Annotated in this window: 24 protein-coding genes and 2 pseudogenes; 14 read left to right on the forward strand and 12 right to left on the reverse strand. The window is 33.5% G+C overall.

Annotation, left to right across the window (positions count from 1 at the left end):
• Positions 1-14: 14 nt before the first annotated feature.
• From MK119_RS07990 to MK119_RS08000, 3 genes are all read left to right on the forward strand, one after another.
• Positions 15-806 (forward strand): hypothetical protein, encoded by a 792-nt coding sequence (locus MK119_RS07990; protein ID WP_290672743.1) that lies wholly within the window; start codon positions 15-17, stop codon positions 804-806.
• A gap of 178 nt (positions 807-984) precedes the next feature.
• Complete coding sequence (locus tag MK119_RS07995; protein WP_290672746.1) at positions 985-1,917, forward strand: DUF692 domain-containing protein; 933 nt, start codon at positions 985-987, stop codon at positions 1,915-1,917.
• Positions 1,917-2,735 carry a DNA-binding domain-containing protein gene (locus MK119_RS08000; RefSeq protein ID WP_290672749.1) on the forward strand — a complete coding sequence of 273 codons (819 nt, stop codon included), beginning with the start codon at positions 1,917-1,919 and terminating at the stop codon, positions 2,733-2,735. The genes MK119_RS07995 and MK119_RS08000 overlap by 1 nt, the downstream gene beginning before the upstream one ends.
• A gap of 181 nt (positions 2,736-2,916) precedes the next feature.
• Here MK119_RS08000 and MK119_RS08005 read toward each other — a convergent pair whose 3' ends face one another.
• Both MK119_RS08005 and MK119_RS08010 read right to left on the reverse strand, forming a co-directional pair.
• Positions 2,917-3,492, reverse strand: coding sequence for a hypothetical protein (locus tag MK119_RS08005; protein WP_290672752.1), 576 nt, complete (start codon positions 3,490-3,492; stop codon positions 2,917-2,919).
• Entirely contained in the window at positions 3,489-4,400 is a 912-nt protein-coding gene (locus MK119_RS08010; protein WP_290672754.1) for a hypothetical protein, read from the reverse strand. The genes MK119_RS08005 and MK119_RS08010 overlap by 4 nt, the downstream gene beginning before the upstream one ends.
• 134 nt (positions 4,401-4,534) lie before the next feature.
• Here MK119_RS08010 and MK119_RS08015 point away from each other — a divergent pair, with 134 nt between their 5' ends.
• Both MK119_RS08015 and MK119_RS08020 read left to right on the forward strand, forming a co-directional pair.
• A complete protein-coding gene (locus tag MK119_RS08015; RefSeq protein ID WP_290672756.1) occupies positions 4,535-5,464 on the forward strand; it encodes a DUF4349 domain-containing protein in 930 nt (309 codons plus the stop codon).
• A gap of 110 nt (positions 5,465-5,574) precedes the next feature.
• Complete coding sequence (locus tag MK119_RS08020) at positions 5,575-6,174, forward strand: SprT-like domain-containing protein (RefSeq protein WP_290676957.1); 600 nt, start codon at positions 5,575-5,577, stop codon at positions 6,172-6,174.
• Positions 6,175-6,177: 3 nt separating this feature from the next.
• On the opposite strand, the pseudogene MK119_RS08025 reads toward MK119_RS08020, so the two are convergent.
• A pseudogene (locus MK119_RS08025) lies at positions 6,178-6,477 on the reverse strand (nuclear transport factor 2 family protein); the annotation flags it as partial.
• A gap of 15 nt (positions 6,478-6,492) precedes the next feature.
• Entirely contained in the window at positions 6,493-6,633 is a 141-nt protein-coding gene (locus tag MK119_RS08030; RefSeq protein ID WP_290672759.1) for a hypothetical protein, read from the reverse strand.
• A gap of 174 nt (positions 6,634-6,807) precedes the next feature.
• Between MK119_RS08030 and MK119_RS08035 the strand changes: the two are divergent.
• From MK119_RS08035 to MK119_RS08050, 4 genes and pseudogenes are all read left to right on the forward strand, one after another.
• Positions 6,808-7,884: pseudogene (locus MK119_RS08035) on the forward strand (mannose-1-phosphate guanylyltransferase).
• 5 nt (positions 7,885-7,889) lie between these two features.
• On the forward strand, positions 7,890-9,380 hold the full coding sequence (locus MK119_RS08040; RefSeq protein WP_290672762.1) for a DUF389 domain-containing protein: 1,491 nt from the start codon (positions 7,890-7,892) through the stop codon (positions 9,378-9,380).
• 76 nt (positions 9,381-9,456) lie between these two features.
• The gene (locus MK119_RS08045) at positions 9,457-10,068 is read left to right on the forward strand and encodes a DUF3841 domain-containing protein (protein ID WP_290672765.1); all 612 of its coding nucleotides are present in this window, start codon (positions 9,457-9,459) and stop codon (positions 10,066-10,068) included.
• Positions 10,069-10,142: 74 nt separating this feature from the next.
• Positions 10,143-11,165: a hypothetical protein gene (locus MK119_RS08050; protein WP_290672768.1), complete on the forward strand. Its 1,023-nt coding sequence runs from the start codon at positions 10,143-10,145 to the stop codon at positions 11,163-11,165.
• 39 nt (positions 11,166-11,204) lie between these two features.
• Here MK119_RS08050 and MK119_RS08055 read toward each other — a convergent pair whose 3' ends face one another.
• The gene (locus MK119_RS08055) at positions 11,205-11,975 is read right to left on the reverse strand and encodes an ATP-binding cassette domain-containing protein (RefSeq protein WP_290672771.1); all 771 of its coding nucleotides are present in this window, start codon (positions 11,973-11,975) and stop codon (positions 11,205-11,207) included.
• Positions 11,975-12,712, reverse strand: a complete 738-nt coding sequence (locus MK119_RS08060) for an ABC transporter permease (RefSeq protein ID WP_290672774.1) — start codon at positions 12,710-12,712, stop codon at positions 11,975-11,977. Before MK119_RS08060 ends, MK119_RS08055 begins: the two co-directional genes overlap by 1 nt.
• Positions 12,713-12,851: 139 nt before the next feature.
• Between MK119_RS08060 and pafA the strand changes: the two genes are divergently transcribed.
• Positions 12,852-14,540 carry an alkaline phosphatase PafA gene (gene pafA / locus MK119_RS08065; RefSeq protein ID WP_290672777.1) on the forward strand — a complete coding sequence of 563 codons (1,689 nt, stop codon included), beginning with the start codon at positions 12,852-12,854 and terminating at the stop codon, positions 14,538-14,540.
• Here pafA and MK119_RS08070 read toward each other — a convergent pair.
• The 3 genes from MK119_RS08070 to MK119_RS08080 all read right to left on the reverse strand — a co-directional run bounded on the left by MK119_RS08070 (position 14,537) and on the right by MK119_RS08080 (position 17,178).
• Entirely contained in the window at positions 14,537-15,286 is a 750-nt protein-coding gene (locus tag MK119_RS08070) for a LytTR family DNA-binding domain-containing protein (RefSeq protein ID WP_290672780.1), read from the reverse strand. The two genes, pafA and MK119_RS08070, sit on opposite strands and share 4 nt — an antisense overlap.
• Before the next feature lie 120 nt (positions 15,287-15,406).
• Positions 15,407-16,273, reverse strand: a complete 867-nt coding sequence (locus tag MK119_RS08075; protein ID WP_290672783.1) for a glycosyltransferase family A protein — start codon at positions 16,271-16,273, stop codon at positions 15,407-15,409.
• Positions 16,270-17,178 carry an FkbM family methyltransferase gene (locus tag MK119_RS08080; RefSeq protein WP_290672786.1) on the reverse strand — a complete coding sequence of 303 codons (909 nt, stop codon included), beginning with the start codon at positions 17,176-17,178 and terminating at the stop codon, positions 16,270-16,272. The genes MK119_RS08075 and MK119_RS08080 overlap by 4 nt, the downstream gene beginning before the upstream one ends.
• Before the next feature lie 57 nt (positions 17,179-17,235).
• On the opposite strand from MK119_RS08080, the gene MK119_RS08085 reads away from it, so the two are divergent.
• The 4 genes from MK119_RS08085 to MK119_RS08100 all read left to right on the forward strand — a co-directional run bounded on the left by MK119_RS08085 (position 17,236) and on the right by MK119_RS08100 (position 23,864).
• Positions 17,236-20,952, forward strand: coding sequence for a T9SS type B sorting domain-containing protein (locus tag MK119_RS08085; RefSeq protein ID WP_290672789.1), 3,717 nt, complete (start codon positions 17,236-17,238; stop codon positions 20,950-20,952).
• Positions 20,953-21,068: 116 nt separating this feature from the next.
• Positions 21,069-21,716 carry a hypothetical protein gene (locus tag MK119_RS08090; RefSeq protein ID WP_290672792.1) on the forward strand — a complete coding sequence of 216 codons (648 nt, stop codon included), beginning with the start codon at positions 21,069-21,071 and terminating at the stop codon, positions 21,714-21,716.
• A 54-nt stretch (positions 21,717-21,770) separates the two neighbouring features.
• Positions 21,771-23,270, forward strand: a complete 1,500-nt coding sequence (locus tag MK119_RS08095; protein ID WP_290672795.1) for a polysaccharide biosynthesis C-terminal domain-containing protein — start codon at positions 21,771-21,773, stop codon at positions 23,268-23,270.
• A gap of 69 nt (positions 23,271-23,339) precedes the next feature.
• Positions 23,340-23,864, forward strand: coding sequence for a glutathione peroxidase (locus MK119_RS08100; protein WP_290672798.1), 525 nt, complete (start codon positions 23,340-23,342; stop codon positions 23,862-23,864).
• A gap of 245 nt (positions 23,865-24,109) precedes the next feature.
• Here the strand turns inward: MK119_RS08100 and MK119_RS08105 are convergent, their stop codons facing one another.
• The 3 genes from MK119_RS08105 to MK119_RS08115 are packed head-to-tail and all read right to left on the reverse strand — an operon-like array spanning position 24,110 to position 26,116.
• Positions 24,110-24,259 (reverse strand): hypothetical protein, encoded by a 150-nt coding sequence (locus MK119_RS08105; RefSeq protein WP_290672801.1) that lies wholly within the window; start codon positions 24,257-24,259, stop codon positions 24,110-24,112.
• A gap of 2 nt (positions 24,260-24,261) precedes the next feature.
• The gene (gene proC, locus MK119_RS08110; RefSeq protein ID WP_290672804.1) at positions 24,262-25,056 is read right to left on the reverse strand and encodes a pyrroline-5-carboxylate reductase; all 795 of its coding nucleotides are present in this window, start codon (positions 25,054-25,056) and stop codon (positions 24,262-24,264) included.
• Between the two features lies 1 nt (position 25,057).
• The gene (locus MK119_RS08115) at positions 25,058-26,116 is read right to left on the reverse strand and encodes a 3-oxoacyl-ACP synthase III family protein (protein WP_290672807.1); all 1,059 of its coding nucleotides are present in this window, start codon (positions 26,114-26,116) and stop codon (positions 25,058-25,060) included.
• Positions 26,117-26,232: the final 116 nt, after the last annotated feature.

The following is a 26,232-nucleotide window of genomic DNA, read 5'->3' on the forward strand; positions in this document are numbered from 1 at the left end:
AAAAGTGTAAAAAAATGAAAGATTTTAAATATAGCGCATTAAACAGTTGCGGAGCAAATAGTTGTAGCAAATCAAGTTCGAGCGGACCTAATAATTGCGGAAGCAGTAGTGGCGCATCAAATGGATGTGGAAGCAGTGGAAGTAGTGGTTCAAATGGTTGTGGAAGTAGCGGAGGATCTTCTAACGGTTGTGGAGGCTCAAGTACACCATCAAAACAAAAAGACATTGCAGTGCCTTTAGAATTGCATGCATGTATGGGATTAAACGCTTGTAAAGGGCATGATCGCTTTGGAACCAATGGTTGTGCTGGTTCTGGATATTGTGCAACCCAAGTTCATAGTTGTCATACTTTAAACAATTGCCGTGGTCAAGGTGGTTGTGGATTGTATGGAGATACCGAAGAGCAATGCCGCCCTGGAGCCAATGACTGTGCATGGCAAGGAAGTTGTGGAACACCAATTCCTGCAGAACGTTTTATTACCCAAGGACCAAATAAAGGAAGAAGTGTGTGGCAGTTGGCTCGCAAGCTTTTTGAAGAGCGCATGGATAAATCGCGTAGAACGGTAAAAGATGCACCTTTTCAATATGGACCGCCAATCAAATGGTTGCGTGCAAACGGAAGAGGAGAATCTTGTGGAAGTAGTGGAGATAAATATTGTTCTTTTGGATTAAACAACCCAGAGAAAAGCGCCAATGAATTTTGTCTAGAAAGCAGTAAAGAAATCAACAATACGCTTGAAAATTGCGGTTGTGATGATGATAAAAAGAAAAAGAAATCCTCAAAGAAGAAAGCTGCTAAAAAGTAAATAGTAGTATAATATAATACGTCATTGCGAGAATTTTGCGCATTGAGCGAATGTGAAATGCAAAATTCGTGGTAATCTGTGAGTTTCAAAAACATTACATTTTTTTGATATAAACAGATTGCTTCGTCTTACTTCTTCGCAATGACGTATTAAAAAAGCAAAAGTAGCCAACAAAATAATGAAACAAAAAGTACAAGAACTTCCCGATTTAGGCTTAGGATTAGGGCTGCGTGGAGAACATTTCAATCATATACTAGAACATCGGCCAGCGGTAGATTGGTTTGAAATTATTTCCGAGAACTTTATGGATTCTGGTGGACGACCACGTTATGTGTTGGATCAAATTGCAGAAAAGTATCCAATTGTTATGCACGGCGTTTCTATGTCAATTGGTAGTACAGATCCATTGAATTTTGAATATCTAAAAGGCTTAAAAAAACTAGCTGATGAAATCAATCCGAAGTGGATCAGTGATCATTTGTGTTGGACAGGTGTATTGAGTCTTAACTCGCACGATTTATTACCTGTAGTTTTAAATGAAGAAAGTCTGCAACTCATAACTACTAAAATAAAACAAGTACAAGACTATCTAGAACGCCCGTTAATTCTAGAAAACCCAAGTACCTATTTAACCTTTCAGCAATCTACTATTCCTGAATGGCAGTTTTTAAAATACATGGTTGAAGAAACGAATTGTGGCTTATTACTCGATGTAAATAATGTGTATGTGTCTTCGTTTAACAATGAATTTGATCCTATTGAATATATAGAAGGTTTGCCATTCGAAAGTATTGTACAAATGCATTTAGCAGGACATCAGCATAATGGCGATCATATCATTGATACACATGATAGTCCTGTGGTAGATCCTGTCTGGGAATTATTCAGTTTGGCTTGGGAACGCACTGGTGGAACATCAACTTTATTGGAATGGGACGGAAATATTCCAGAATTTGATGTTTGTCATGAAGAATTGCTCAAAGCGAAAAACTATATGGATGGTTTCAAAAAACAATTTGTAAGGTCTGAAGCTATTCAGAAAGATGAGCAAATGGTTTCCAATCCGATAGATTTTTTAGTGTCGAATGTAGCGAAAGATTTTGTAGAGTAATGGAGATTAAAAGAGATACAGCAAGTGAAGTAGCAGCAAAAACATTTTCAGAAATTCAACACTGGATGCAACATCAATTAATGCATCCACAATTTGGAGGTGATTGTGAAACGTATGTGAAATCTACTTCCAAACTTTCCGCCAAACAACATTTACAAATTTATCAACGTAGTTATATTGCACGATTGCGCGATTGTATGGAAGCGCAATTTCCAGCTTTAAAACATGCTTTAGGAAGACCGTTATTTTTACAATTTACCGATTTGTATTTGCTAGAATATCCTTCCAAAAGCTACACTTTAGGTGATTTGGGACAATCTTTTGGGAAATTTCTAGTAGAAACACGTCCAGACAAAGATGCTGAGGTTAAAGAATCATGGCCAGATTTTATGATAGAATTGGCAGACTTTGAATTTTTAGTCAATACGAGTTTCGATGAAAAAGCAGATGAAAATTACCAAAAAGCAACATCAAAAACGAACGAAGAGGAATTGGAATTAGTTCCAGTATTTCACTTGTTAAAACATGACTTTCCCATCAGCTCTTATTACAAAGCCGCAGTAAATGATCGCAATCCAGAATTGCCATTTGCAGAAGAAAGCTATTCTGCATTATTACGTCATAATTACAGATTGGGACTTTTTGAAATATATCCTATTCAATATCAATTCTTGATGAAATTCAAAACAACAAAATCTATAAGTAGCGCAAAGCAGTTTCTAATAGATCAATTCAATATTGATAAGAAAGAACTCGAAAGTCATTGGCAACAATGGAAAGCAAAATGGTTGGAAGAAGGTTTTTTCATCAAGAAATAATGAATTGACATTAAAAGCACAAATCGTCAGATTGATTGGTGAATCTTAGATTCGTTGTATCGAGATTTACTATGAATTGTCATTACGAGGAGGGAAAAACGAAGTAGTCTTTACAATTAAGAAGCAGATTACCACAAGTTTTCGAAACTTTCACAATGACATTTCTAACAAGTTTAAAAATCTAATGATCTAAACCTTCAAAGCTAAAAGAAGTATTTACTTTAATTGCGCCATCAATCAAAATTGTAGCACGCTTTATCACTACGAGAACACTATCTTTTTGCTTGTATTTTGAATTTATTAAAGAAGTGTAATATATCTTTTGGGTAATAATGCTATCATTTTGTGATTGCATTTCACCAGAAAATTTTAAGTCTTCGATTGCAATCGTTTTGATAGAATCCGAAAGCGCCGTATTAAACTTATTAGAATCCGCCAATTGTTCTTTAATCGTTTCTGCAAATTCAGGATGTTTTGTCGCTAAAAGTTGAGCTTCATAATTGTCTTGTAATTTAGTTGAAATTTCAGCATTTAAGTCCTTTACATCAAAATTGGAAGTGCTGAACTTGAAACTTTCGCTGTTAAGCTTATCGTCCAAATCAGATAACCCATTTCCATCAAAACGATCTTTATCAATTGTATATCGATACGAATTAGAATCTTCTGTGGGAGACGGTGCATTCTCAGATTTAGAAGAAAATTGGTTGCATGAAATACACAATAAGAAACCGAATATGTACAATAGCTTTTTCATCATTGAATCATAAATTTAAGTTTCACAATCTTATTGTTTGCATAGACTTTATCCAAAATCTGCATCTTTTTTAAACTACTTGTTGGAATGGTTAATAAATTGATAAATTCCTTTTTAGTATACATTTCAATCCCCAAATTATTTTTAAAAACACGGTAAATTTGTGCTTTCTCAGCAATCAATCCATTCAATTGTGCGCGACGCCTTTGCCAATCATCTTTATTGCCATTTGCATAATATAAAAGCATTAACGCATAATCGTCTGTTTGTAATTGTACATTTTTATGCGAACTCGAATTGATATGTCGCAGAATGGTATCTGTTTTATGATAAGGCGATTTGACAACAAACTTTAATTGCTTTTCAGAAGTTGCATACGTAAAACAACCCAAACTATCAGTTTTAAAATACAAAGAAGATTCATTCTCTCGAATCACTTCAATATCTAATGAAATTTTTGTAATTGCTGCTCGTTGATCGGCATCCGTAAAACAAAATGTAAAAGTATTTTCAGATGGGTATAAGCTATATACGCCAAACGCAAGTAATGGAAGTAATAAGAATAACCAAATTAATTTTGGAAAACGCTTAGTGCTTTTTTCAATTTCAGTTCCCGCTTCAACTTCTCCACCTTGTTGTACAAAATCATTCCAATTCTCATAACCAACATATACACTTAATAAGTTAAGCATGTCAATACGTGGCAACTTTTCAGCATCATTCTTAATATAGGTGTAAAACCATTTTTCACTAATGCTTCCTTTTGTTTTACTACGTAAATCTTCTTGAAAATCTGCAATGGTACTTCCTTTCCACTCACGAATATCGCTTGAAGCCGAGTGCGAAGCAAGAAAAGTAGCAGCAATTTGTTGTTTTAAACGTAAAAAGTGATATGTTTTATCTGTGTTCAATTAAAATGTAAAAATCAGATAATCAGTTATTTGTATTTTGTAAAATAATTTACAAAGCCATTACAAGTTATTTACAAAGCTTCTTGTAGAAACTCCGATAGGTTTGTATTCGTAATCCTTAAAAATATAAAATTATGAATGCAAATACATTAAAACAAGCAGTAAAATCTACACTATATATTTTTCTAGTATTAATTTATATATCCTGTAATGGAAATAGTTCTGATGCTTTTAAAGAACAACTTACGTTAGAAAATGTAGATTTAAAAAATGATTATGATGGAGTAGAAGATAATGCTCCAACTACATATAAATATGATGCAGATTTTAAAGGAAAAGATAAAGGCTTTGCATATACACAACCTAAAACAGATCAAACTTTATCTTCAAACATTCCAAGCAATTTAAAAATTATCAAAACCGCAAGTACGCGTTATAAAGTAAAAAATATTGAACAAGCACTTGTAAATATTAAGCAAATGATGAATTTACATGGAGGTTATATTTCTGAATTGCGGTATGATAACAATTACAACGAAAAGAAAAATAGATTCACGATAAAAATTCCAAAAGAAAATTTTGATACAGTTTTGGATGGTATTCAAAAATTTGCTGAACAAACCGATTATGTAAACATTTCAACAACTGATGTTACCGAAAAATACTTAGATGCACAAACACGTTTACAAACAAAGCTAGAAGTAAAAGAGCGTCTGGAAGCTGTATTACGTAAAAATGCAAAAACAGTCAAAGACATTCTGGCAACAGAAAACCAATTGCGCGTTATTCAAGAAGAAATTGAAGTGGTACAAGGAAAATTAAAATACATGAGCAATAGAGTTGCATTCAGTACAATACAAGTTGAGATTTATGAAACTATCGAGTACAAAGAACAGCCAGTTGCTTATAAAAAAGGATTTGGCACTAAACTTAAAGAAAGTTTATTGACAGGTTGGAATTTTATTCAAGAGCTATTGTTAGGAATTTTATCAATATGGCCAATTGTAATACTAGTTGTTGTTGGATTGATCTTTTTAAGAAGATGGAGAAAACTTAGAAAATAAAATCTAAGAAACTACAATCACAAACTGACGGTTCTAATTCCCGAAATCGTCAGTTTATGAATGATTTATTGCTATTTCTTTTCAAAACAAATATGTACTTTTGTGATACCGTGAAAGAAATCTTAGCCAAATACATTCCTGAACGCGCTGTTGATCCTACTTTTGAACTCATAAAGACGCATCAGGTACATTTAAAAATTGTAAATCAGCGTGTCACACGACATGGAGATTACCGTAGAATGCCTGATGGAAGGCACATGATTACCGTAAATGCAGGTGAAAACAAATACCGCTTTTTTGTGACCTTGATTCATGAAATAGCACATTTAGTTGCTTACGAAAAATATGGACATGCCATAAAACCTCATGGAATAGAGTGGAAGCGAACCTTTCAACAATTGATGCTACCATTTATCAATCCGCAAGTATTTCCAACAAAGATTTTACCAGTTGTCGCTAATCATTTTAAAAACCCAAAAGCTAGTAGTGATACAGATGCAAAGTTTGCATTAGCTTTAAAACAATATGATCCAGAAAATGACAAACATTATGTTTTTGAAATTCCGCTAGGAAGTACGTTCCGATTGCATAATGGAAAAATATTTCAACGCGGAAACAAGCGTGTCAAACGTTACGAATGTGTGGAAATAGCTACGGGGCGTATGTATCTATTCAATCCAAATGCTGAGGTAGAGTTGTTGCGGAGTTAAATTTTATTTATGATCTTTTGAATCATTAAATTGCCATAATACATTTACAATTTGCCACTTTCCATTAAGTTGTACAATATGCATATAATCAATCCATTCATCAGCCATAAGTTTTACGGAAGCTTTTTTATCGTGAATGTCTAGAATCACAATTTCTTTTTTTGGTTTTTTTGGGAATTGATCTCCGTTTCTATTGTAAGTTGCAGCTAACAAAATCATAGCATCTCTAAGAACTTCTCTTAAATATTCTTCTCCTGTTTTTTTGTGAGTCCAGAATGTTCTTTTTAACATTCTTGGATGTGCAGATCGTTTAAATTGTTAAGGTTTTGCATTGTGTTGTGATTCAATATAATCCAATGCCGCTTGCTTTACAGCTAAGGAATCTCTTAGAGTTTGTGCATTTGATGAACTAGAAAATAAGAACATAAACGTTACAATACTGAGAAAAGCATATTTCATGATGTGTATTTTAAAAGAGAAATAGTTAAGATACTTTTTTTTAAAAAAAACTAAGTGCTTTTATGATACACCTATGTTATAAAGCCGTTAATAATTTACAGTTTTGTTATTTTTTTCAGCAATCTGTATTATATTGCTTACATAATCAAAAACCTACCACGAATATTGACGACAATGAACAAGAATTATTATGCAATTCTCATGGCTGGCGGTGTTGGATCGCGTTTTTGGCCAGTAAGTACTTCAAGTTTTCCAAAGCAGTTTCACGACATGTTAGGAACAGGAGAAACACTTATTCAAAAAACATTTCATAGACTATCGAAGTTAATTCCAAAAGAAAACATCTACATTCTTACGAATGAAAAATACAACGATCTCGTTTTAGAGCAATTGCCAGAGGCGACACAAAAGCAAGTGGTTTTAGAACCTGCAATGCGAAATACTGCACCATGTATTTTATATGCTTCACTCAAAATTCAGAAAGAGAATCCAGATGCAGTCATGGTAGTTGCACCAAGCGATCATTGGATTGAAGATGAAACTGCTTTTATCAATAATTTACAAGCTTCATTTGACAAGTGTGAACAACAAAATGTACTGATGACTTTAGGAATTCAGCCTACGTTTGCCAATACTGGATATGGATATATCAATTTTGAAAAAAGTGAAAGTACAATTAAAAAAGTACATAAATTTACGGAAAAGCCCGATTATGATACTGCAAAACAATTTTTAGCAAGTGGAAATTATTTGTGGAATGCAGGAATTTTTATTTGGAGTGTAAAAACGATTGTAACATCTTTCCAACAATTTCAACCAACACTTTACAAACTATTTGAAGAAGGAGTTTCAGTTTATAATACTGACTCTTAAGATGATTTTATTCGAGATAACTATGCGAAGGCAGAAAATATCTCAATTGATTATGCAATCATGGAATACGCCACACATGTATATGTATTGCCAGCTACGTTTGATTGGAATGATTTGGGAACTTGGGGAAGTTTGTATGACAAATTGGATAAAGAGGAAAACCGTAATGCGATAGTCAATGCAAAACCTATATTGCAAGAAGCTAGTGGAAACATGATCCGAACCACGAACAAAAAAGTAGTGGTAATTGATGGATTAAATGATTATATTGTCGTTGATAAAGAAGATGTTTTGCTCATTTATCCAAAAGCAAAAGAGCAAGATATTAAGAGAGTTTTACAAAAAGTCAAAGATACCTTTGGTGAAAATTATGGATAATAGGCATGAGTACAGAAGGCGAAAATAAATTCAATTTTACAGAAGATGAACCGGCAACACCAAGCGCTGGAACACCAGTTGTAGATGACCCAAAAGGATTGTGGGAAGGTTTTAAGCGTTTTATACAAAATCTTTTAGATATTCGTGATGACGTTGATAAAGATCAAACCATTGAAGATGTAAAAAAGGATATCCCATTTAGAGGAGCTACCACGTGGATTTTAATCTGTTCCATCTTTATTGCATCAGTTGGTTTAAATGCCAATTCAACCGCAGTAGTCATTGGAGCCATGTTAATATCTCCATTAATGGGGCCAATTTTGGGTATGGGAATGTCGATCGCCATTAATGATATTGATACACTTCGTAAATCCTTAGTAAACTTTGGAGTGATGGTTGTGATCAGTATTTTAACAGCCTTTTTGTTCTTTGAATTTTTTCCTTTGCAGGAAGATAATTCAGAATTGTTAGCGAGAACCAAGCCTGATATTCGAGACGTACTGATAGCCTTTTTTGGTGGTTTGGCATTGATCATTGCTAGAACGAAAAAAGGAACCATCGCTTCTGTGATCTTTGGTGTGGCAATTGCAACAGCATTAATGCCTCCATTGTGTACCGTTGGTTTTGGGCTTGCAAAAGGAGGAACGCAAGGTTTGGGGTATGCAAGTGGAGCAATATACCTATTTATCATTAATACCATTTTTATTGCATTGGCAACTTTTTTAGTGTTAAAAGTATTGCGTTTTCCAATGTTAAAATATGCGAATTCTGCGAAAAGAAAACGTATTGCACGATTGGCATCAGTCGTAGCCTTGGTAGTGATGATTCCTGCCGTATGGACTTTTTGGAATGTATTACAAGAAACCAATATTAAAAGAGATTACAAATTATTTATAGATAAGATAGTAGCTAACGATCAGGTTTGGTTGCAAGAACGAAAAGAAGATTTAGACTTTGATAATAAAAAAATATCGTTGCATTTCAATGGAGAAGTCTCTTCAGAATTGGAAGCACAATACCGTAGTGATATTAAAAATTATGAGAGTATTAAAGATTTCGAATTAGAGATTTATGGCAACGAAAACCGAAGTGTAGATAAAATCTCGGATGCCTTGGATAGAGCTTATAAGGATTTAGATGAAAAAGAACTCGTAATTAAAGGTTTGCGAGAGAAAAATGAAAAATTAGAGTTAGAAAATCGAGATTTAAAATCTAAATTAAATTCTAATACTTCATTGCTAAAAGATAATATTGTTGCCTTTAGTACACTATCTAAAGATGCAAAAATCAAATACCGTGATCTACGACAATTTGGATATGCTAAAATGTTAAGTTCTGAAGATTTTAATACGGTAGATACCATTCCAGTAGCAGCCGTAAAATGGGACTCTGCATTGAGTGATAGTATTCAAACTGTACGAGAAGGAGAACTGAAAGCTTGGCTACGTGAAAAACTAGCACTTGATACCTTGATTGTAGAGCGTATTCGACAGTAACTAATACAAACAAAATATACATAGAAAGCGGACTTACTTTAGTTCGCTTTTTTTCTATTTATGCTTACGATATCAAATGAAAGTCAAACTATGGACCATACAAGATGAGCGCGGTTGGAATGAACTTCAAGAAAAAGGAGTCTATTCAGGGAAAAAAGAATTTGTATCTCCAGAATTTCTATTAGGCTATGATTGGTTACGTACACAAATGGAAAAGCGTATAGGAAAACCTAAACAACCAAATCAATATCCTGTTTGGGCTTGGTATCAATCCATAGATGTAACAAGGAAAAGGCCAGATTTACGTACTTCAGGACATTTGCCAACAGGAAAAATTGGTTATCGAATTGAGTTTGAAAAAGAAGCAAAAGAAATACTGCTATCTGATTTTGTATTATGGCATTGGCCACTATGTTATCATGACTATATAGCCAATTCAGAAGAAGAAGACATTCGTTTTGAGAAAGAAAAAGAAAATCAAAATGTTCATGGTTTTCTTAGTGGTTCTCTTGAAAAATTACCGACGTCATTGCAAACGAAAATCACCCTTAGTTGGGAAAAGATTTTTGATATGGATTTTGATGTACAATATTACACAGATTCATTTGAGGAAAAGAAAATTCAAGCAACTTTTTGGGAACTCAAAAAAGAAGAAATAACTAGAGTGGATAGATTCATTACGAGATAATTCAAAATAGTCATCTGTAACACTTTACAAAAACTCAGTACAGATACTACAAGAAACCGAAAAACGTTACCACTATGCTTAAAACTTCACTCATACCATTTGTTCTTATCATTTTAGCATATACTTCTTGTGATTTTACTACGAATTCCAAATCTCAGTTAGATGGTCTTTGGATAAAGAGCTACGCTCAGTTTTCGCAGAATGGTAGTTTTATCAATAGCCGTATTGATAATTATAAGTTTTTTTTAAAATTTAATGGAAATGAAGTTCGAATTGTAAAATTTGATGGAAAAGAAACTGGAGAACCAATAGATACAATAATCAATTTTAAACAGAAGGATAATAAAATTATTTTAGAAAATGATCTAGGAAGTTTAGTTGAGATAGAAATAGCAAAAGATAGTCTAATCATGACATCTTATTATAATCAAATACATCGTAGTATCTTAAAAAAGCTACCTGAAAACTCTAAAAGAGTACATTGGAATCCTTCGAAGAAACAATATAAAGTTTTTTATGATGAAGGAAAAGAATATTTTGATTTTAGAAATGATTCCATACTGCATTCATTTTCAGATGGTATAGGGAGATTAATTAAAAATCATTGGAAAATAGAACATATTGACAATCATACAATTTTAGTTTTTGGCTATGATTTCGAATTGTATGATAACGGTACTTTGTTGATAGATTCATTGGTAGGAAATAAAGTGTATGCAACGGATTATACATATAGGAAAAGGCAATTTGTTTTAGAAGAGCAGAAAATTGTACATAAAAAACCAACAACGTTGCTTGGAACGTGGAAACTTATTGCAAAAGAAAATTCAGAAGCAGATACACTTAGATTACCTTATCCGATTTCTTTAAATTATTTAGAAAAAATAAACTTTTACAAAGATTCACTTTTGGTTTTTCAACCACCGTTTAGGCATGTAGATGAATGGAAGTATTATGAAAATAATAAAACGATTGTGTTAAATAAGCGAGGCAATGTGATAAAAGTGGTAAAATTAACCAAGGATAGTTTGGTGTTAAATATGGATCTTACAGAACATTATCTTATGAATAAAAAATTTACTTTCATACGCGAATAAAACTCAAAATATATAATTGCTGCTAGTTATAAGTAGCAATTATTCTTTCAATTCTTTCAAATATACTTCTCGTACTTTTTTGAATAAATCAGAAGAATATACAAAGTTAGTCACAGATTCGTTATCTGTTTTAAAGATTTCTTTGTTGGTGCCTTCCCAAGCTTTGTAACCGTTTTTTAAGAACACAATCTTTTCACCAATCTCCATCACAGAGTTCATATCATGTGTGTTAATCACTGTGGTAATATTGTATTCGTCAGTAATTTCCTGAATCAAATTATCAATTACAATTGCTGTTTTCGGATCTAAACCAGAGTTGGGTTCATCACAAAATAAATATTTCGGATTCATCACAATAGCACGAGCAATTGCGACACGTTTTTGCATTCCTCCAGAAGTTTCTGCCGGAAATTTATGATGTGCATCTATTAAATTTACACGCTTCAATACAAAATCCACACGATCTTGCATTTCACTCACAGACTGATTGGTAAACATGCGCAAAGGAAACATTACATTTTCAGAAACCGTCATAGAATCAAACAAAGCACTTCCTTGAAAAACCATGCCCATTTCGGTACGCAATTCTCGTTTTTCTTTATCAGATAAGCTTTTATAATCCTTTCCATCAAACAAAATAGAACCTTCTTCAGGTGTAAATAAACCTAATAATGATTTCAAAAAAACAGTTTTTCCAGAACCACTTTGACCAATAATTAAATTGGTTTTCCCTTTGTCAAATGAGGTGCTGATTCCTTTTAAAATTTCGACACCATCAAAAGATTTCTTTATGTTTTTTACTTCGATCATTAAGTCAGTAATAATTGTGTGATGAGGTAATTTATCAAAATAATAACAACACTCGTCCAAACGAATGAGGTCGTACTCGCTTTTCCAACTTCCAAGGCACCACCTTTCATGTAATATCCGTAAAAAGAAGGAACGGTAGCCAACACAAACGAAAATACAAAGGTTTTAATAAACGCATAAGTTACATGGAATGGAATAAATTCGATTTGCAATCCTTGAATAAAATCTGCACTTGTGGAAAAACCTCCGTAAATAGAAGCCATCCAACCACCAAGGACACCTAAAAACATCGCAATGGTAATCACAAAAGGATATAAAGACAAAGCAACAATCTTAGGAAATACTAAGTAATTCAAAGAATTTACTCCCATAACTTCCAAGGCATCAATTTGCTCAGTTACACGCATAGTTCCAATACTTGAAGTAATGAACGAACCTACTTTCCCTGCCATAATAATAGAGATAAATGTCGGAGCAAACTCTAAAATTACGGATTGTCGTGTGGCAAATCCAACAAGATATTTTGGAATTAAAGGATTGGTGATGTTTAAGGCAGTTTGTATCGCAACAACACCACCCACGAAAAAGGCAATGAAACATACAATTCCCATGGAACCTATGATCAAATCGTCAATTTCTTTAAAAATAAGATTTCTTAGCATTGACCATTTGGTCATCTTACTAAATACGCTCTTTAACATCAAAAAATAGCGTCCTATATTTTCTAAGTAAATCATGGGCTAAAAATACATTATTCAGAGAAGCTAATAAAATAATTATTGATTTAATGATTAGTTAAAATGTTATTTACAGTAAAACAATTACATTTGACAGATTATAATTTTACCAAACCTAAAATAAACGATAAAAACTGTCATGAAAAATAGTATTCTACTTAGCGTCTTGTCTTTATTTTTTATTCAATGTATTTCTGTAAAACAGAAGGTAAAAACAACTCCTAAAACGACTACGAGTTCAACTACAGCATCTATATCAACTAAAAAAACAAAATTAGTTGTTGGAATTGTTGTTGATCAAATGCGCTATGATTATTTAACGCGTTTTGAAAATAAATATGGAAATGGTGGTTTTATGAGAATGATCAGAGAAGGATACAACTGTAAAAACAATCATTACAATTATATCCCAACTTATACAGGTCCAGGACATGCTTCTGTATATACTGGAACAACACCAGAAAATCATGGAATTATTGCCAATAATTGGTATGATAAATTCATAAAAGGCGGAGTATACTGTGCGTCAGATGCAAGTCAATCTTCAGTTGGAGTAGAAGGACAATGGGCAGGGCAAATGTCACCACATAGAATGCTTACAACCACAGTTACAGATCAGTTACGTTTAGATACACAAAACCAAGCGAAAGTTATCGGAATTGCCATTAAAGATAGAGGTGCTATTTTGCCAGCAGGACATGCAGCAAACGGTGCATATTGGTTTTATGGAAAAGATAAAGGAAACTGGATTACAAGTACATATTATAGAGAAGCATTGCCTACTTGGGTAAAAGAATTTAACGCGGCAGATGAAGCAGAAAAATATCTAGCTACTTGGAATACTTTATACGATATCAATACCTATACAGAAAGTGACGCGGATTTAAATTTGTATGAAGAACCATTTAAAGGAAAAGCAAAGCCTACATTTCCTTATGATTTAAAAGCTTTGCAAACCGAAAATGGTGGATTTGACGTTTTAAAAGCAACTGCTTATGGAAATAGTTTGACTACAGATTTTGCAATTGCAGCAATAAAAGGTGAAAGTTTAGGAAAAGACAGCAATACTGATTTCTTAGCAGTAAGTTATTCAAGTACAGATTATGTTGGACATCAATTTGGCGTGAATTCCAAAGAAATTCAAGATACCTATTTACGATTAGATCAAGATTTAGAACGTTTGTTTGCAACGCTTGATGCTGAAGTAGGAAAAGGAAACTATACTATTTTTTTAACAGCAGATCATGCAGCAGTGCACGTGCCAGCATTTTTGCAAGACATGAAAATTCCAGCAGGATATTTTGATCATGGTGCTTTAAAGAAACACTTAAAAAGTTTCCTAAATACTATGTATGGAAGTGAAAACATGATAGAGAATATTTCTAATGGACAAATATTTCTAAACTATGCAGAAATTAAACGTTTACAACTTTCTGCTACTGCTATTGAAAATGCGTTACAACGTGAATTGCTAAGCTATGATAAAATTTCTAAAGTTTATACACGAACTGCATTGATGAATAGTGAATTTACGCATGGAATTGCAGCTTCTTTGCAACGTGGTTTTAACCAAAAACGTTCTGGAGACGTATGTTATGTGTTAGATATTGCAACTATTACTTATTCGCGCACGGGTTCTACACATGGCTCAGGATTTAACTATGATACACATGTTCCGTTACTGTTCTATGGAAATGGAATACAGCAAGGAGAAACATTACAACGAACAAAAATTACAGATATTGCTCCAACAATTTCAGCATTATTAGAGATTTCATTTCCAAACGCTGCAACTGGCAATCCAATAGAAAGTGTCTTAAAAAATTAATGTTTTTTACTATTGTAGAGTTTTAAAAAATCAATCACTTTTTTACGATTTCTAGAAGAAGTTACGATTTCTTTGTTGTCAATCATAATCATAATTCCGTCTGGAGTAAACTCTTTCACATTTCTTAAGTTGACTAAATACGATCGATGCACTCGGAAAAAATCGCTATGTTCTACCATTGTTTCTAAAGACTTTAAGTTTTTAGAAAACAACAATTCCCTGTTGTTTCTTAAACGGATATTAGTATAACTTCCTGCTGCTTCACAATACAAAATGTTTGAAATACGAATCGTAGTATATTCGCCTTTTTCATAAATAGTAATGGATTGGTGTTTGTTTTCTAGTTGTAATTTAAACGCTTCATATTTTCGTCTATCAAAAGCGGAACGTTTTAATTCATACATGTCTAATACTTTTGTAAGCTGCACTTCATGTATAGGTTTGTTTAGGTAGTAAAAAGCAAAGTAATCCATGGCTTTTTCTTTATAGTCTAAAAAGCCTGTTGTAAAAATGACCTCAAATGTCATCTCACTTTGCAATTGATCCAATACATCAAAACCACTGCCACTGCTTAACTGTATATCTAAAAATACAAGTTCTGGATTCTTCTTTTTAATTAATGCTACTGCATCATTAGCATTTGTAGCCCAGCCAAGAATTTTTATTTTTTTGTGATTTCGGTTTAAAATAGATGTCAAATATTCCATAGAAGATTGTTCATCTTCGACGATTATTGCTTCGATCATTTATATATTTTTTACTGAATAGGGAATTCTTGAAAGGTAATATTGACTAAAATACGTTTAATTTCTGAAAAAACGTAATTTATTGTTAGAAATACGGGATAACACTTACTATTTTTCTGACTAATGAATACCAAAAATACTTTTTGCTTTTCGAGTGATTTGTATACGTCGATACTTGCGAATAAAACGTTCTTGCTCAGGATTTACCATTTTTTGAGCCTTAGTTTTTTTGGCAGCAAAGAAGCCTTTCATATAGTCTAAAAATGTTTTGAAACTTTTCTTTTGAAACGCAATTTTTACTGAAGCAATGAAGGAAATCCAAAAGCCATATCCAAGTTTATAAAAAACAGCTCCATGATTTCGATGTACTTTTTGTTTATAGGTCTTTCCTGTGGGTTTTAAATGTTTTACTTGTAACGATTGATCTACAAATACTTCCCATTCATAAAAACGAGCTAAAAGTACATCAGCTGTATCCCAACCTAATGATTTTTGCAAACCACCAATTTGCTCAAAACAAGCTTTACGATAGGCTTTAAATGGTCCACGAACATGATTTTTATCTGCAATTACTTCATAAATCCATTCTCCGTTTTTTTCAATATAAGCCAAACCGCCAGCGATTCCAATTTTTGGATTTTTTTCAAAGTGATGGCAAATTGTTTCAAAATAGTTGGTAGGTAATATAATATCGGCGTCTAACTTTACAATAATTTCAAAATTAGAATCTAAGGTTTCAAAACCTTTGTAAAAAGCCTCTACCACTTTGCTGCCAGGAATATGTTCATTGCTAGCATTGGTGTTTACTTTGCTGATGAACGCGTGTTGCTTTACAAATGTATCAATGATGCTTTCCGTTTTGTCCGTAGAATTATCATTCACAACAACCACTTTTTTAGGAGGCAAGGTTTGTTGAACAACAGAAGAAAGCGTCATTTCAATGAAATCGGCTTCGTTATGTGCAGGAATGATAACACTGTAACTCATCTTTTCAAATTTATAATCCACTCTTCTATAAAAGCTAGTTTACTTTTTGGTACAAAAAATACATTTCTAACACCATCATCTTTTTCTCTAACCAAAGTATCTACCAATTTTAATCCGTCATTTGTATGTGCATAAAAGGCATAATCATGCGAAGACATAATAGCTTCTAGCTCTTTTTCGATCTTGTTGAATAGAAGTTCACAAATAATAATTGGTTGCTGTTGTTGTATTGTATTCGTTGCACCTTTCAAAATAAAACATTCTGCACCTTCGGTATCCAATTTAATCAAATCTAAGGTTTGTAGGTCTTTGTCAGAAAAATAGTTATCTAAAGTTGTCGCTCGAACTCTGATTTTATTGGATAACTTATATGTTTTAGTGCCGATATTATGTTCGCCCGATAAGTTATAAATGGAAGGATATTTTTTATTTCGAATTTCATAAAAATCAATCTCACCTGGTCTGTCCATAAGTGCAAATGGCGCCACAAATATGCGATCTGACAATCCATTAAGTTTTACATTTTCCAACAAATAAGTTCTAGCTCCAATGGCAGGTTCAAAAGCATGTGTTGTCAATTTAGAATTTACGGTAGATCCCAAAATAGAATAATATCCGATGTTAGCTCCAATATCAAAAAAAACAGAAACTTTCTTTACCAATCCTATAAATATAGGCGTATACTCAAAATCTAAGGAACCGTCCCAAAAAAGTTCACGGCTTATGTAACTTGTTTGATTTGTTTTTAAAACAAAAGAACCATGATGTTTGTCAATAACAATTTTGAGTTTTCCCGAAGGACTAATTCTAAATTTTGAAGGGAGAAAATTTACAAACAGCAAACTTAAATTTCGAATAGCTTTATTAATTGCTGGATGATAAATAATCTTATACAGTAGATTCATAATTTTATGTATATTGCAAATATAGTGATATCATAATTTTAGAAGATAGTTTTTTAAATGATAAAGAGATTCTTAGTATTTTTTTTTCTTACCTATATTTCCCTTGGTTATACTCAAAATTACTCAGTTTCTAGTTTTCAGAAGATCAACGAATTAAATGGTAACTTCTCAGGAAATCTTGATGTGAATGATAACTTCGGAATTTCAATAGACAATATTGGAGATCTTGATGGTAATGGAGTAAATGATTTAGCAGTAGGAGCTTACACAGATGATGATGGTGCTTCTGATCAAGGAGCGGTTTGGATTTTATTTATGGATACAAACAATCAGGTGATTTCCCATACAAAGATCAGTGGTACGAGCGGTAATTTTACAGGCGATTTGGATCCAAGTGACCGATTTGGTGGCGCAGTTGCATATTTAGGCGATCTAAATAATGATGGGCGTATAGAACTTGCTGTAGGAGCAGATTATGATGGAGATGGCGGCTTTTGGCACGGAGCGGTTTGGATTTTAAGTCTCAATAATGATGGCACCGTATTTTCGCATGCAAAAATTAGTGATACCCAAGGTGGTTTTACAGGCTTCATAAATGGTGATGCAATTTTTGGTACAGATATCGAAAATATAGGTGATTTAAATGGAGATGGTATACAAGATTTGGCAGTAGGTTCTAGAAGAGATGCCGATGGCGGTTCTAGGCGAGGAGCGGTTTGGATTTTATTTATGAATGCAGACTTTACTGTAAATAGCTACCAAAAAATAAGTGATACACAAGGGAATTTTGCTGCAACATTACAATTTGAAGATTACTTTGGCGGATCAGTTTTAAACATAGGAGACCTAGATCAAGATGGAGTAACTGATATAGTTGTTGGAGCTTATCGTGATGACGATCAAATTGCAAATTCAGGAAGCTTTTATGTATTATTCTTAAATACGAACGGAACCGTAAAGTATTATCAAAAAGTATCAAATCTGGTAGGTGGTTTTACGGGAATAATTACTGTCGATGCCCTTTTTGGAGAATCAATTGATGGAGTTACTGATATTGATAATGATGGTAAAATTGAAATTGTAGTTGGAGCTTTACGGCAACAAAATCCAGCACAACTTACACAAACAGGAGCTTTTTATCTCATTGAATTAAATACGGACGGTACAGTATCAGAAGAACGTATGTATACTTTTGGAGAAAATTGTTTCGGTGGAACTTTAACTGCAGGAGACTTTTTTGGAGGTTCAGTCACTGTACTGAATGATGCTGGTACTTATCGTTTTGCGGTAGGAGCGTATAGAGATAGTGAGAACGGAAATGATAAAGGAGCGGTTTGGATTATAGAATTGGGAGAATTGCCTTTTTCAATACTTACAACACAAGATCCTAGCGGTTGTAATACCAGTGATGGTGAGATTATCGTTGGAAACTTAAGTCCAAATACAGCCTATAGCATTAGCTATGAATTTGAAGCTACAAACATGGTTCAAACTGTTACATCAAACAATAATGGAGAATTATCAATTGCTGGTTTAGCTGGCGGAAATTACACGAATATCGTTGTTAGTGATATTGGTACTGGTTGTTCTGACGACATAGGAAGTGCGCTTCTAAATGCTGTTAGTTTCAATGTAAATCACGTTTTACAAAGCCCAACAATATGCGGAGCAACAGATGGAAGTATCTTATTAAGTGGTGTAAGTCCTAATGCAGCGTATCAAATACAATATGACCTCAATGCTGTTCAAGAAACATTAAATATTACTTCTGATGCTAATGGAGAAATATTAATATCTAATCTTTCAGGCGGTTTATATACTTCTTTTGAAGTACTAGATGTCAATTTAAATTGCACAGATATTCTTGGTGATATATTTATAGACCAACCAACTTTTACACTAACATTTACTGAAAGCGACGTATCTTCTTGTGGGAGTTCAGACGGCGCCATTCTAATTTCAGGATTGGTTCCCAATAATAGCTATGTAGTTGATTATTTTTACCAATCAAATTTAGTCCAAAATACCTATAATGCAGATGCTAATGGCGAAATTTTGCTAGCCAATTTAAGCGAAGGATTGTATGAGTTTATTATGGTGGTTGATCAATTTTTTCCGTGTACGGATGGAATAGGAGCACTAGAAATAGAAGCAACTTCCCTAATGTTAACATCAAGTGTCACGAATCCTAGTGGATGTGGAGTCAACGATGGTGCAATTGAACTTGAAGGTGCAACAGCCAATGCCGCTTACACAGTTTCATATACGCTAAATGGAGTAGTAGAAACGGTTTCTGTAACAGCAGATGCTTCTGGAGTAATAGTATTGGATAATCTAGGATCAGGAAATTACACTTCTATTGTTGTTGAAGAAGTTGCGACAAACTGCACAATGACCATTGGCGATTTGCTATTGGATAGTGCAAATTTCACCTTAACAACAAGCATACTGGATCCAAGCGGATGTGGAATTAATGATGGCGCAATTTTTTTTCAAAGTGGTACTGCCAATGAGGCCTTCACAGTTTCCTATGTGCTCAATGGCGCTGCACAGACAGTTTCAGTCACGGCAGATGCTTCTGGAGTGATATCATTGAACAATTTAGTAGCTGGGAATTACACTTCTATTGTTGTGGAAGAAGTTGCGACGAGCTGTACAACGACTATTGGCGATTTGCTATTGGATGGTCCAAATCTCAACTTAACGGCAAGTGTAACCGATCCGAGCGGATGTGGCATTACTGATGGTATCATTACTTTTCAAACAGGCAATCCAAACGAGATATACATAGTTTCTTATACGCTCAACGGTGCTACGCAGGGAGTTTCTATAACAGCAGACGCTTCGGGTGTGATCTTATTGGACAATCTAGCAGCAGGTAATTATACTTCTATTACTGTGGAAGATGTTGTGACTACTTGTATAGCAACTATTGATGATTTGTTATTAGATAGTGGAAATTTCACCTTAATAGCAAGCGTCACCGATCCAAGCGGATGTGGCATTACTGACGGAACCATTTCTTTTCAAAGTGGCACCGCCAACGAAACGTATGCAGTTTCCTATGTGCTTAATGGTGCTGTACAAACAGTTTCAGTCACAGCCGATGCTTCGGGAAGTATAACTATATACAACTTAGGAAGCGGATTGTACGAATCGATTGTAGTCGAAGAAACAGCAACCAATTGTATTGCAACTATTGGAAACCTATTGCTAGAAAGTTCAGATTTGTCTTTGACGTTCTTGACGGTAGATCCGAGTGTGTGTAATATTTCGGATGGACAAATCATATTTCAAGATGCAAATCCTAATACAGCGTATACAATTTCATACGAGTTGAATTCCACAGCGTTTACAGTATCAATAACTGCAAATACGCAAGGACAACTAATTCTTGAGAATTTAAGTGCAGGTACATATGTAAACATATTCATTGAAGAAAGTGGTTCAAGTTGTACTGATCAATTTACTTTTGTAGAATTATCTTGTGAAGACGAAACAGAACAATGTTTTCGAGTGCGTAAATTTTTTACACCAAATAACGACGGATATAATGATATTTGGTACTTAGAGGAATTTGGAGGATGCAATTATATCGTAAACATATTTGATCGCTATGGGAAATTATTGAAAACACTAACGCCAAACTTTCCGGCATGGGACGGAACGTATGGAGGCAGAGCACTTCCTTCGAGTGACTATTGGATTTCAATTGATTACACAAGTAATGATCAACAATATAGATACACAACCAATATTTCGTTAAGACGTTAATGTATTCTCAAAACGATACAAAAAGTCACAAAACAACCGCCTTAAAATACTTCTTAAGGAAAATAAATGATTAATATTGTGCTGTGAACTAAAGCAACAAATTTTTATCCCAATAGATGAATTTTTTAAAGAAAATACTGCGAAAATTTAAATACACAGCAAGGTTGTTAGAGTTGTACTTTTTCTCTAAAAAATACCTAACACCAAAAGGCTGGTTTTTAAGTAGGTTTTTATTAACTCCTGTAGATCAGAATAAAGTGCCATTGCCATGGTTTACATATGCATCCATTCATTTTATTACACAAAAGCTGGAAAATACGTCTTTCAAAGTTTTTGAGTATGGAAGTGGAAACTCTACACTATGGTTTGCGCCAAAAGTAAAAAGCGTAGTTTCTGTAGAACATGATAAATCTTTCTTCGATTTAAAACTACAAGAAATAAGTGCATTAAATAATGTAGATTATCAACACATAACATTAGCAGAAGGTTACAGCGATAAAATACTAGAATTCACAAATGAATTTGATATTGTTGTCATTGACGGTAGAGATAGAGTTGCCTGTGCAAAAAACTGTATCAAAGCTTTAAAACAAGATGGTATTGTGATTTGGGATAACTCTGATAGAGATGAATACGCAGAAGGATATGCGCATCTTACCAACAACGGATTTAAAAAAATTAACTTTCACGGTTTAGGACCTATCAATCATAGAGAATGGGAAACCTCAATATTCTATAGAAGCGAGAACTGTTTTAATATCTAAAATAAAGAAGTTCTGTACAATTATGTACATTTGTGATACAAAGAAGCTCTACGATTGGAAAAACACCAAAAAGAAGTATCGTCACAAACACTTAAGTTTAGTATCATCAACTATGTTGGTGCAGCTATTGGAATTGTGTCTACGCTTTTTATTTACCCAAATGATAAAGAGTTTCTGGGAATTATTCGTTATATCTTTGATGGTGCGCAAATTTTGATGGCGTTTTTTGTGTTTGGAACCTCTCAATCGTTGGTGAATTATTTTCCTCGATTCAAAGAATCAGCCGAGAAACGAAACATCTTTTTTTCAACAACATTGTTGATTGTCATTGTTAATAGTATTTTATTTTCGGTTATCTTTCTATTGTTAGCAAGTTCTCTCTCCAGTTTATTTCCCGATTTTCATGCCTTTGATTATGTTCAATATTCTGCCATTGTCGGTTTTGCTTTTGCAATTATGGATGTCTGCAAACGACAAGCATCAAACTATAAAAAAATTGCGATTCCGACAGTATTGGAACGCTTTTCTATAAAAGTTTTCTTTCCAACGATATTTTTACTTTATTTAGGAAATTATATTACGGTAGAAACTGGAAAAATTATTTATGTACTTTGTTTTGTTGTTATTATGATTATTGCCCTATGGTATGCCAAAAAAGTAGCAAACATTCAGTTTAATTTTTCATCAAAAAAAGTATTTAATCGTTCGTTTAGAAGTGAATACACAAAGTATAGTCTGTTTGCTTTCTTCAGTATTTTAGGTTCGTTGTTAGCGTTTAAGATTGATGGGATCATGGTGCCAAACTTAATTGAAGGAGGCAATGCTGTGACTGCAAATGGGACTTATAGTATTGGTGTAGTTTTGGCAGCAACTTTGGCAATTCCGGCAATTGGTTTGTATACTATTTACAGTCCTATTATTACAGAATATATTGCTAAAGATGATATTGCGTCGTTAGGAAAAAAGTATCAGGAAGTTTCTAAATTACTCTTTGCTATTGGCGGATTTTTACTGTGTTGTATCTTCTTAGGAGTTGATGATTTATTCTCGATTTTGCCAACACGCGAAAACTTGGTTGATACAATTCCTGTCATTTTAATTCTTAGTTTTAATGTTGTGATTGATATGACAACTTCGTTCAATTCGCACATTTTACTCTATTCAAAATACTATCGTTTCAACATGGTAGCCATCGCAATTTTGGTAGTATTAAATATTTCGTTGAATATATACTTTATCAAATATCTCCAATTGGGCATTGGAGGAGCTGCGTATGCTACATTGATTTCTATGACGTTGTACAATACTGTCAAATTGATATTTATTTATTCAAAATATAAAATTCAACCTTTTACGCAGAAGCATATTTGGTTGTTACTTTCGTTTGCTGGAACGTTGACTTTACTGCACAATATTCCAAAGACAAGCTATATAATTCTTGATATCATTCTAAAAGTAGGAACATTTATGCTTGTGAATGGAATTGTGATTTACAAACTTCGAATGATTCCTGCTGTCAATGATTGGATTGCGGAGAAAATAGGAGTGAAGTAGACGTTCAATTTCTCAATACGAATTCTAAAAGACACATAAAAGCCGTATTTTTGTAGTAAAAGAAAAGCTATGAAAACAATCGAAAAAGCAAAACTAAGCTCCAATGTTTCTGCTCAAACGGAACAAACGTCTTTGTATGATATTGAATTGAATGATCTTCAAGGAAATCCAATGTCACTTTCAAAGTTTAAAGGAAAGAAATTATTGTTTGTCAATGTGGCATCCAAATGTGGGTTTACAAAACAATATAAAGAGTTGCAAGAATTAAGTGATACTTACAAGGATCAGTTGGTAATTATTGGTTCGCCATGCAATCAATTTGGGAGACAAGAACCTGGAGATGCTTCTCAAATTCAAGAGTTTTGCGCGATCAATTTTGGCGTCACATTTCCGCTTACAGAAAAACTAGATGTGAAAGGTAAAAATCAACATCCATTATATACATGGTTGACGTCTAAAAAACTAAATGGTCAAAAACGTTCTAATGTAAAATGGAATTTTCAAAAGTATTTGGTAGATGAAAATGGGCAACTTATTAATTATTACTACTCATTTACCAAACCAATGAGCACTAAGATCACAAAACATTTATAGGATCATTTAATTTTTTTGATGGTACTTTTATACACAAAATCATTTTCGTCACCGATGGATTTTGATTCTTGAGTGTATGTGTCGCCATCAACACTAGTGATATGAACCATTAAATCATACATAGGCATATCTTTGAGTCTTGATTTATCAAAAGCCTCATTGCCTTCTAAAAATTTAAGACGGTAACTGCAATCATCAATCCAAGTGATTTGTAGCTTTATCTCTTTTCCATTGAATTGTTCTGTTTAAATGGAATCGTTGCGCTGAATACTAGTTTTTACAATACCATTTTCAGTATTTACAAATTCTCCTGTTTTGAATTTTTCACACTTATTTTGCGCATAAGAAAATGCACATGTAAGTATTAGAAAGCAAAAAGCAAGTGAGTTTTTCATGTTCATTTCTTCTGAATTGTTTCAATAGACGTTTTAATTCCTTTGATTAATGAAGAACTAAATCCTTGGTGTTCCATTTCGTTCAAACCAGCAATTGTGCAACCTTTTGGCGTGGTAACTTTGTCAATTTCTTCCTCAGGATGATTGCCGTTTTGGAGTAATAATTCACTCGCTCCTTTTACGGTTTGTGAAGCGATTTTAGTAGCAGTTTTAGCATCAAAACCTATTTCAATTCCACCTTGAATCATAGCGCGGATAAAGCGTAGTACATAAGCAATTCCGCATGCACCTAAAACGGTTGCAGCATCCATCAAACTTTCATCAATCTCAATAGTTTCGCCTAAGGCGTCAAAAATAAATTTTGTTTTCGACATGTTTTCTGCAGAAGCATTTTTCGTTGCTAAACATGTTAGCGATTCGCCAATTGCAGCAGCAGTGTTTGGCATCGCACGTACAATTTGAACATTTTCGTTAACACATGCCGCTAGTTGTTCCAAGGAAAAATCACTAATTACAGAGATAATTAAATGTTCTGCTGTGATATGTGGTGCTAATTCTTTGAGTACGCTTTCTATTCGATACGGTTTTAATGCAAAAATTAGGGTTTTAGAGTTTTTTACAGCTTCTACATTGTTAGAAGTTGTATGAACGCCTTGTACTTTCAAATCATCCAACAATTCAACCTTATTACGTGTTACGTAGATTTGCGAATGATTGTTGTGTTGTTTCAGCAATCCTTGCGCAATAGACTTTCCTAAATTTCCGCCACCAATGATGGCGATCGTATCATGATTCATACTAATATTTATAAACAACCGCGTTGATGTTCATTCCAGCACCAACACTTGCAAACATAATAATGTCGCCTTTTTGTATATCTTGATTTTCTACTTTTCCTTTGGTTACCATGTCAAATAATGTAGGAATCGTTGCTACAGAACTATTTCCTAATTTATGAATGTTCATGGGCATAATACCTTCGGGAGCTTCTTGATCGTATAATTTGTAAAAACGTTCAATAATAGCTTCATCCATTTTTTCATTAGCTTGATGGATAAATATTTTTTTCAAATCGGTAATAGCTACACCGCTTTTATCCAAACAATATTTCATTGCTGCCGGAACATTGGTTAATGCAAACTCGTAAATTTTACGTCCATACATTTTGATATAACGTGTGTCTTCGCATAATTCTTGATTGTTTGATTTTCCAAAGTATAGATAATACGCTTCATCATACGCAAAAGTAGCTGTTTCATGTGCAATAATACCACTTTCATCATCAGAAACTTCTAGAATAGTAGCGCCAGCACCATCGGAATAAATCATAGAATCGCGATCGTGTTTGTCTACAACTCTTGATAACGTTTCGGAGCCAATAACTAAGCATTTTTTAGCAATTCCAGCTTTGATAAAAGCATTTGCTTGAATCATTCCTTCAACCCAACCTGGGCAGCCAAAAAGAATATCGTAGGCTACACATTTTGGATTTTTGATACGCAAACTATGTTTGACTCTACTTGCCAAGCTAGGTAAAATGTCACTTTGAATCGTGTTGTGTTTTACATCGCCAAAATTGTGTGCAAAAATGATATAATCCAATTCTTCAGGATTGATATTTGCATCTGTAATCGCTTTTTCAGCGGCAAAAAATGCCAAATCAGACGAACAGTGGTGATCCTTAGCATATCTTCGTTCACCAATTCCTGTAATGGATTTAAATTTTTTGATAATCACATTCGTATTTTGTTTGAATGGACTACCATCATCATTTAAAAATTCATGCTGGTGAAAATCTTCATTTGTTTCAACTTCGGAAGGAATATAGCATCCTGTTCCCGTTATTTTAACGTTCATATAATCGTAGTTTTGGGAATATAGACTACTAAATTAACGATAAAACGCTTTCAATTATTTAGCAAACACTTCAAAATTCACATTTTTGAGGATAATGCACTCAAATGTTAAGGTTT

The organism is Kordia sp., assembly GCF_022447245.1.
GTDB lineage: Bacteria > Bacteroidota > Bacteroidia > Flavobacteriales > Flavobacteriaceae > Kordia.

Excerpts from the sequence above, each read along its gene's own strand:
- pafA (WP_290672777.1), top strand. The coding sequence starts at position 12,852 with ATGAAAAATAGTATTCTACTTAGCGTCTTGTCTTTATTTTTTATTCAA.
- MK119_RS08090 (WP_290672792.1), top strand. The coding sequence starts at position 21,069 with ATGAATTTTTTAAAGAAAATACTGCGAAAATTTAAATACACAGCAAGG.
- MK119_RS08045 (WP_290672765.1), top strand. The coding sequence starts at position 9,457 with ATGAAAGTCAAACTATGGACCATACAAGATGAGCGCGGTTGGAATGAA.
- MK119_RS08030 (WP_290672759.1), bottom strand. The coding sequence starts at position 6,633 with ATGAAATATGCTTTTCTCAGTATTGTAACGTTTATGTTCTTATTTTCT.
- MK119_RS08005 (WP_290672752.1), bottom strand. The coding sequence starts at position 3,492 with ATGATGAAAAAGCTATTGTACATATTCGGTTTCTTATTGTGTATTTCA.
- MK119_RS08075 (WP_290672783.1), bottom strand. The coding sequence starts at position 16,273 with ATGAGTTACAGTGTTATCATTCCTGCACATAACGAAGCCGATTTCATT.
- MK119_RS08040 (WP_290672762.1), top strand. The coding sequence starts at position 7,890 with ATGAGTACAGAAGGCGAAAATAAATTCAATTTTACAGAAGATGAACCG.
- MK119_RS08115 (WP_290672807.1), bottom strand. The coding sequence starts at position 26,116 with ATGAACGTTAAAATAACGGGAACAGGATGCTATATTCCTTCCGAAGTT.
- MK119_RS08060 (WP_290672774.1), bottom strand. The coding sequence starts at position 12,712 with ATGATTTACTTAGAAAATATAGGACGCTATTTTTTGATGTTAAAGAGC.
- MK119_RS08080 (WP_290672786.1), bottom strand. The coding sequence starts at position 17,178 with ATGAATCTACTGTATAAGATTATTTATCATCCAGCAATTAATAAAGCT.
- MK119_RS08055 (WP_290672771.1), bottom strand. The coding sequence starts at position 11,975 with ATGATCGAAGTAAAAAACATAAAGAAATCTTTTGATGGTGTCGAAATT.
- MK119_RS08085 (WP_290672789.1), top strand. The coding sequence starts at position 17,236 with ATGATAAAGAGATTCTTAGTATTTTTTTTTCTTACCTATATTTCCCTT.
- MK119_RS08000 (WP_290672749.1), top strand. The coding sequence starts at position 1,917 with ATGGAGATTAAAAGAGATACAGCAAGTGAAGTAGCAGCAAAAACATTT.
- MK119_RS08015 (WP_290672756.1), top strand. The coding sequence starts at position 4,535 with ATGAATGCAAATACATTAAAACAAGCAGTAAAATCTACACTATATATT.
- MK119_RS08105 (WP_290672801.1), bottom strand. The coding sequence starts at position 24,259 with ATGAAAAACTCACTTGCTTTTTGCTTTCTAATACTTACATGTGCATTT.
- MK119_RS07995 (WP_290672746.1), top strand. The coding sequence starts at position 985 with ATGAAACAAAAAGTACAAGAACTTCCCGATTTAGGCTTAGGATTAGGG.
- proC (WP_290672804.1), bottom strand. The coding sequence starts at position 25,056 with ATGAATCATGATACGATCGCCATCATTGGTGGCGGAAATTTAGGAAAG.
- MK119_RS08050 (WP_290672768.1), top strand. The coding sequence starts at position 10,143 with ATGCTTAAAACTTCACTCATACCATTTGTTCTTATCATTTTAGCATAT.
- MK119_RS07990 (WP_290672743.1), top strand. The coding sequence starts at position 15 with ATGAAAGATTTTAAATATAGCGCATTAAACAGTTGCGGAGCAAATAGT.
- MK119_RS08070 (WP_290672780.1), bottom strand. The coding sequence starts at position 15,286 with ATGATCGAAGCAATAATCGTCGAAGATGAACAATCTTCTATGGAATAT.
- MK119_RS08100 (WP_290672798.1), top strand. The coding sequence starts at position 23,340 with ATGAAAACAATCGAAAAAGCAAAACTAAGCTCCAATGTTTCTGCTCAA.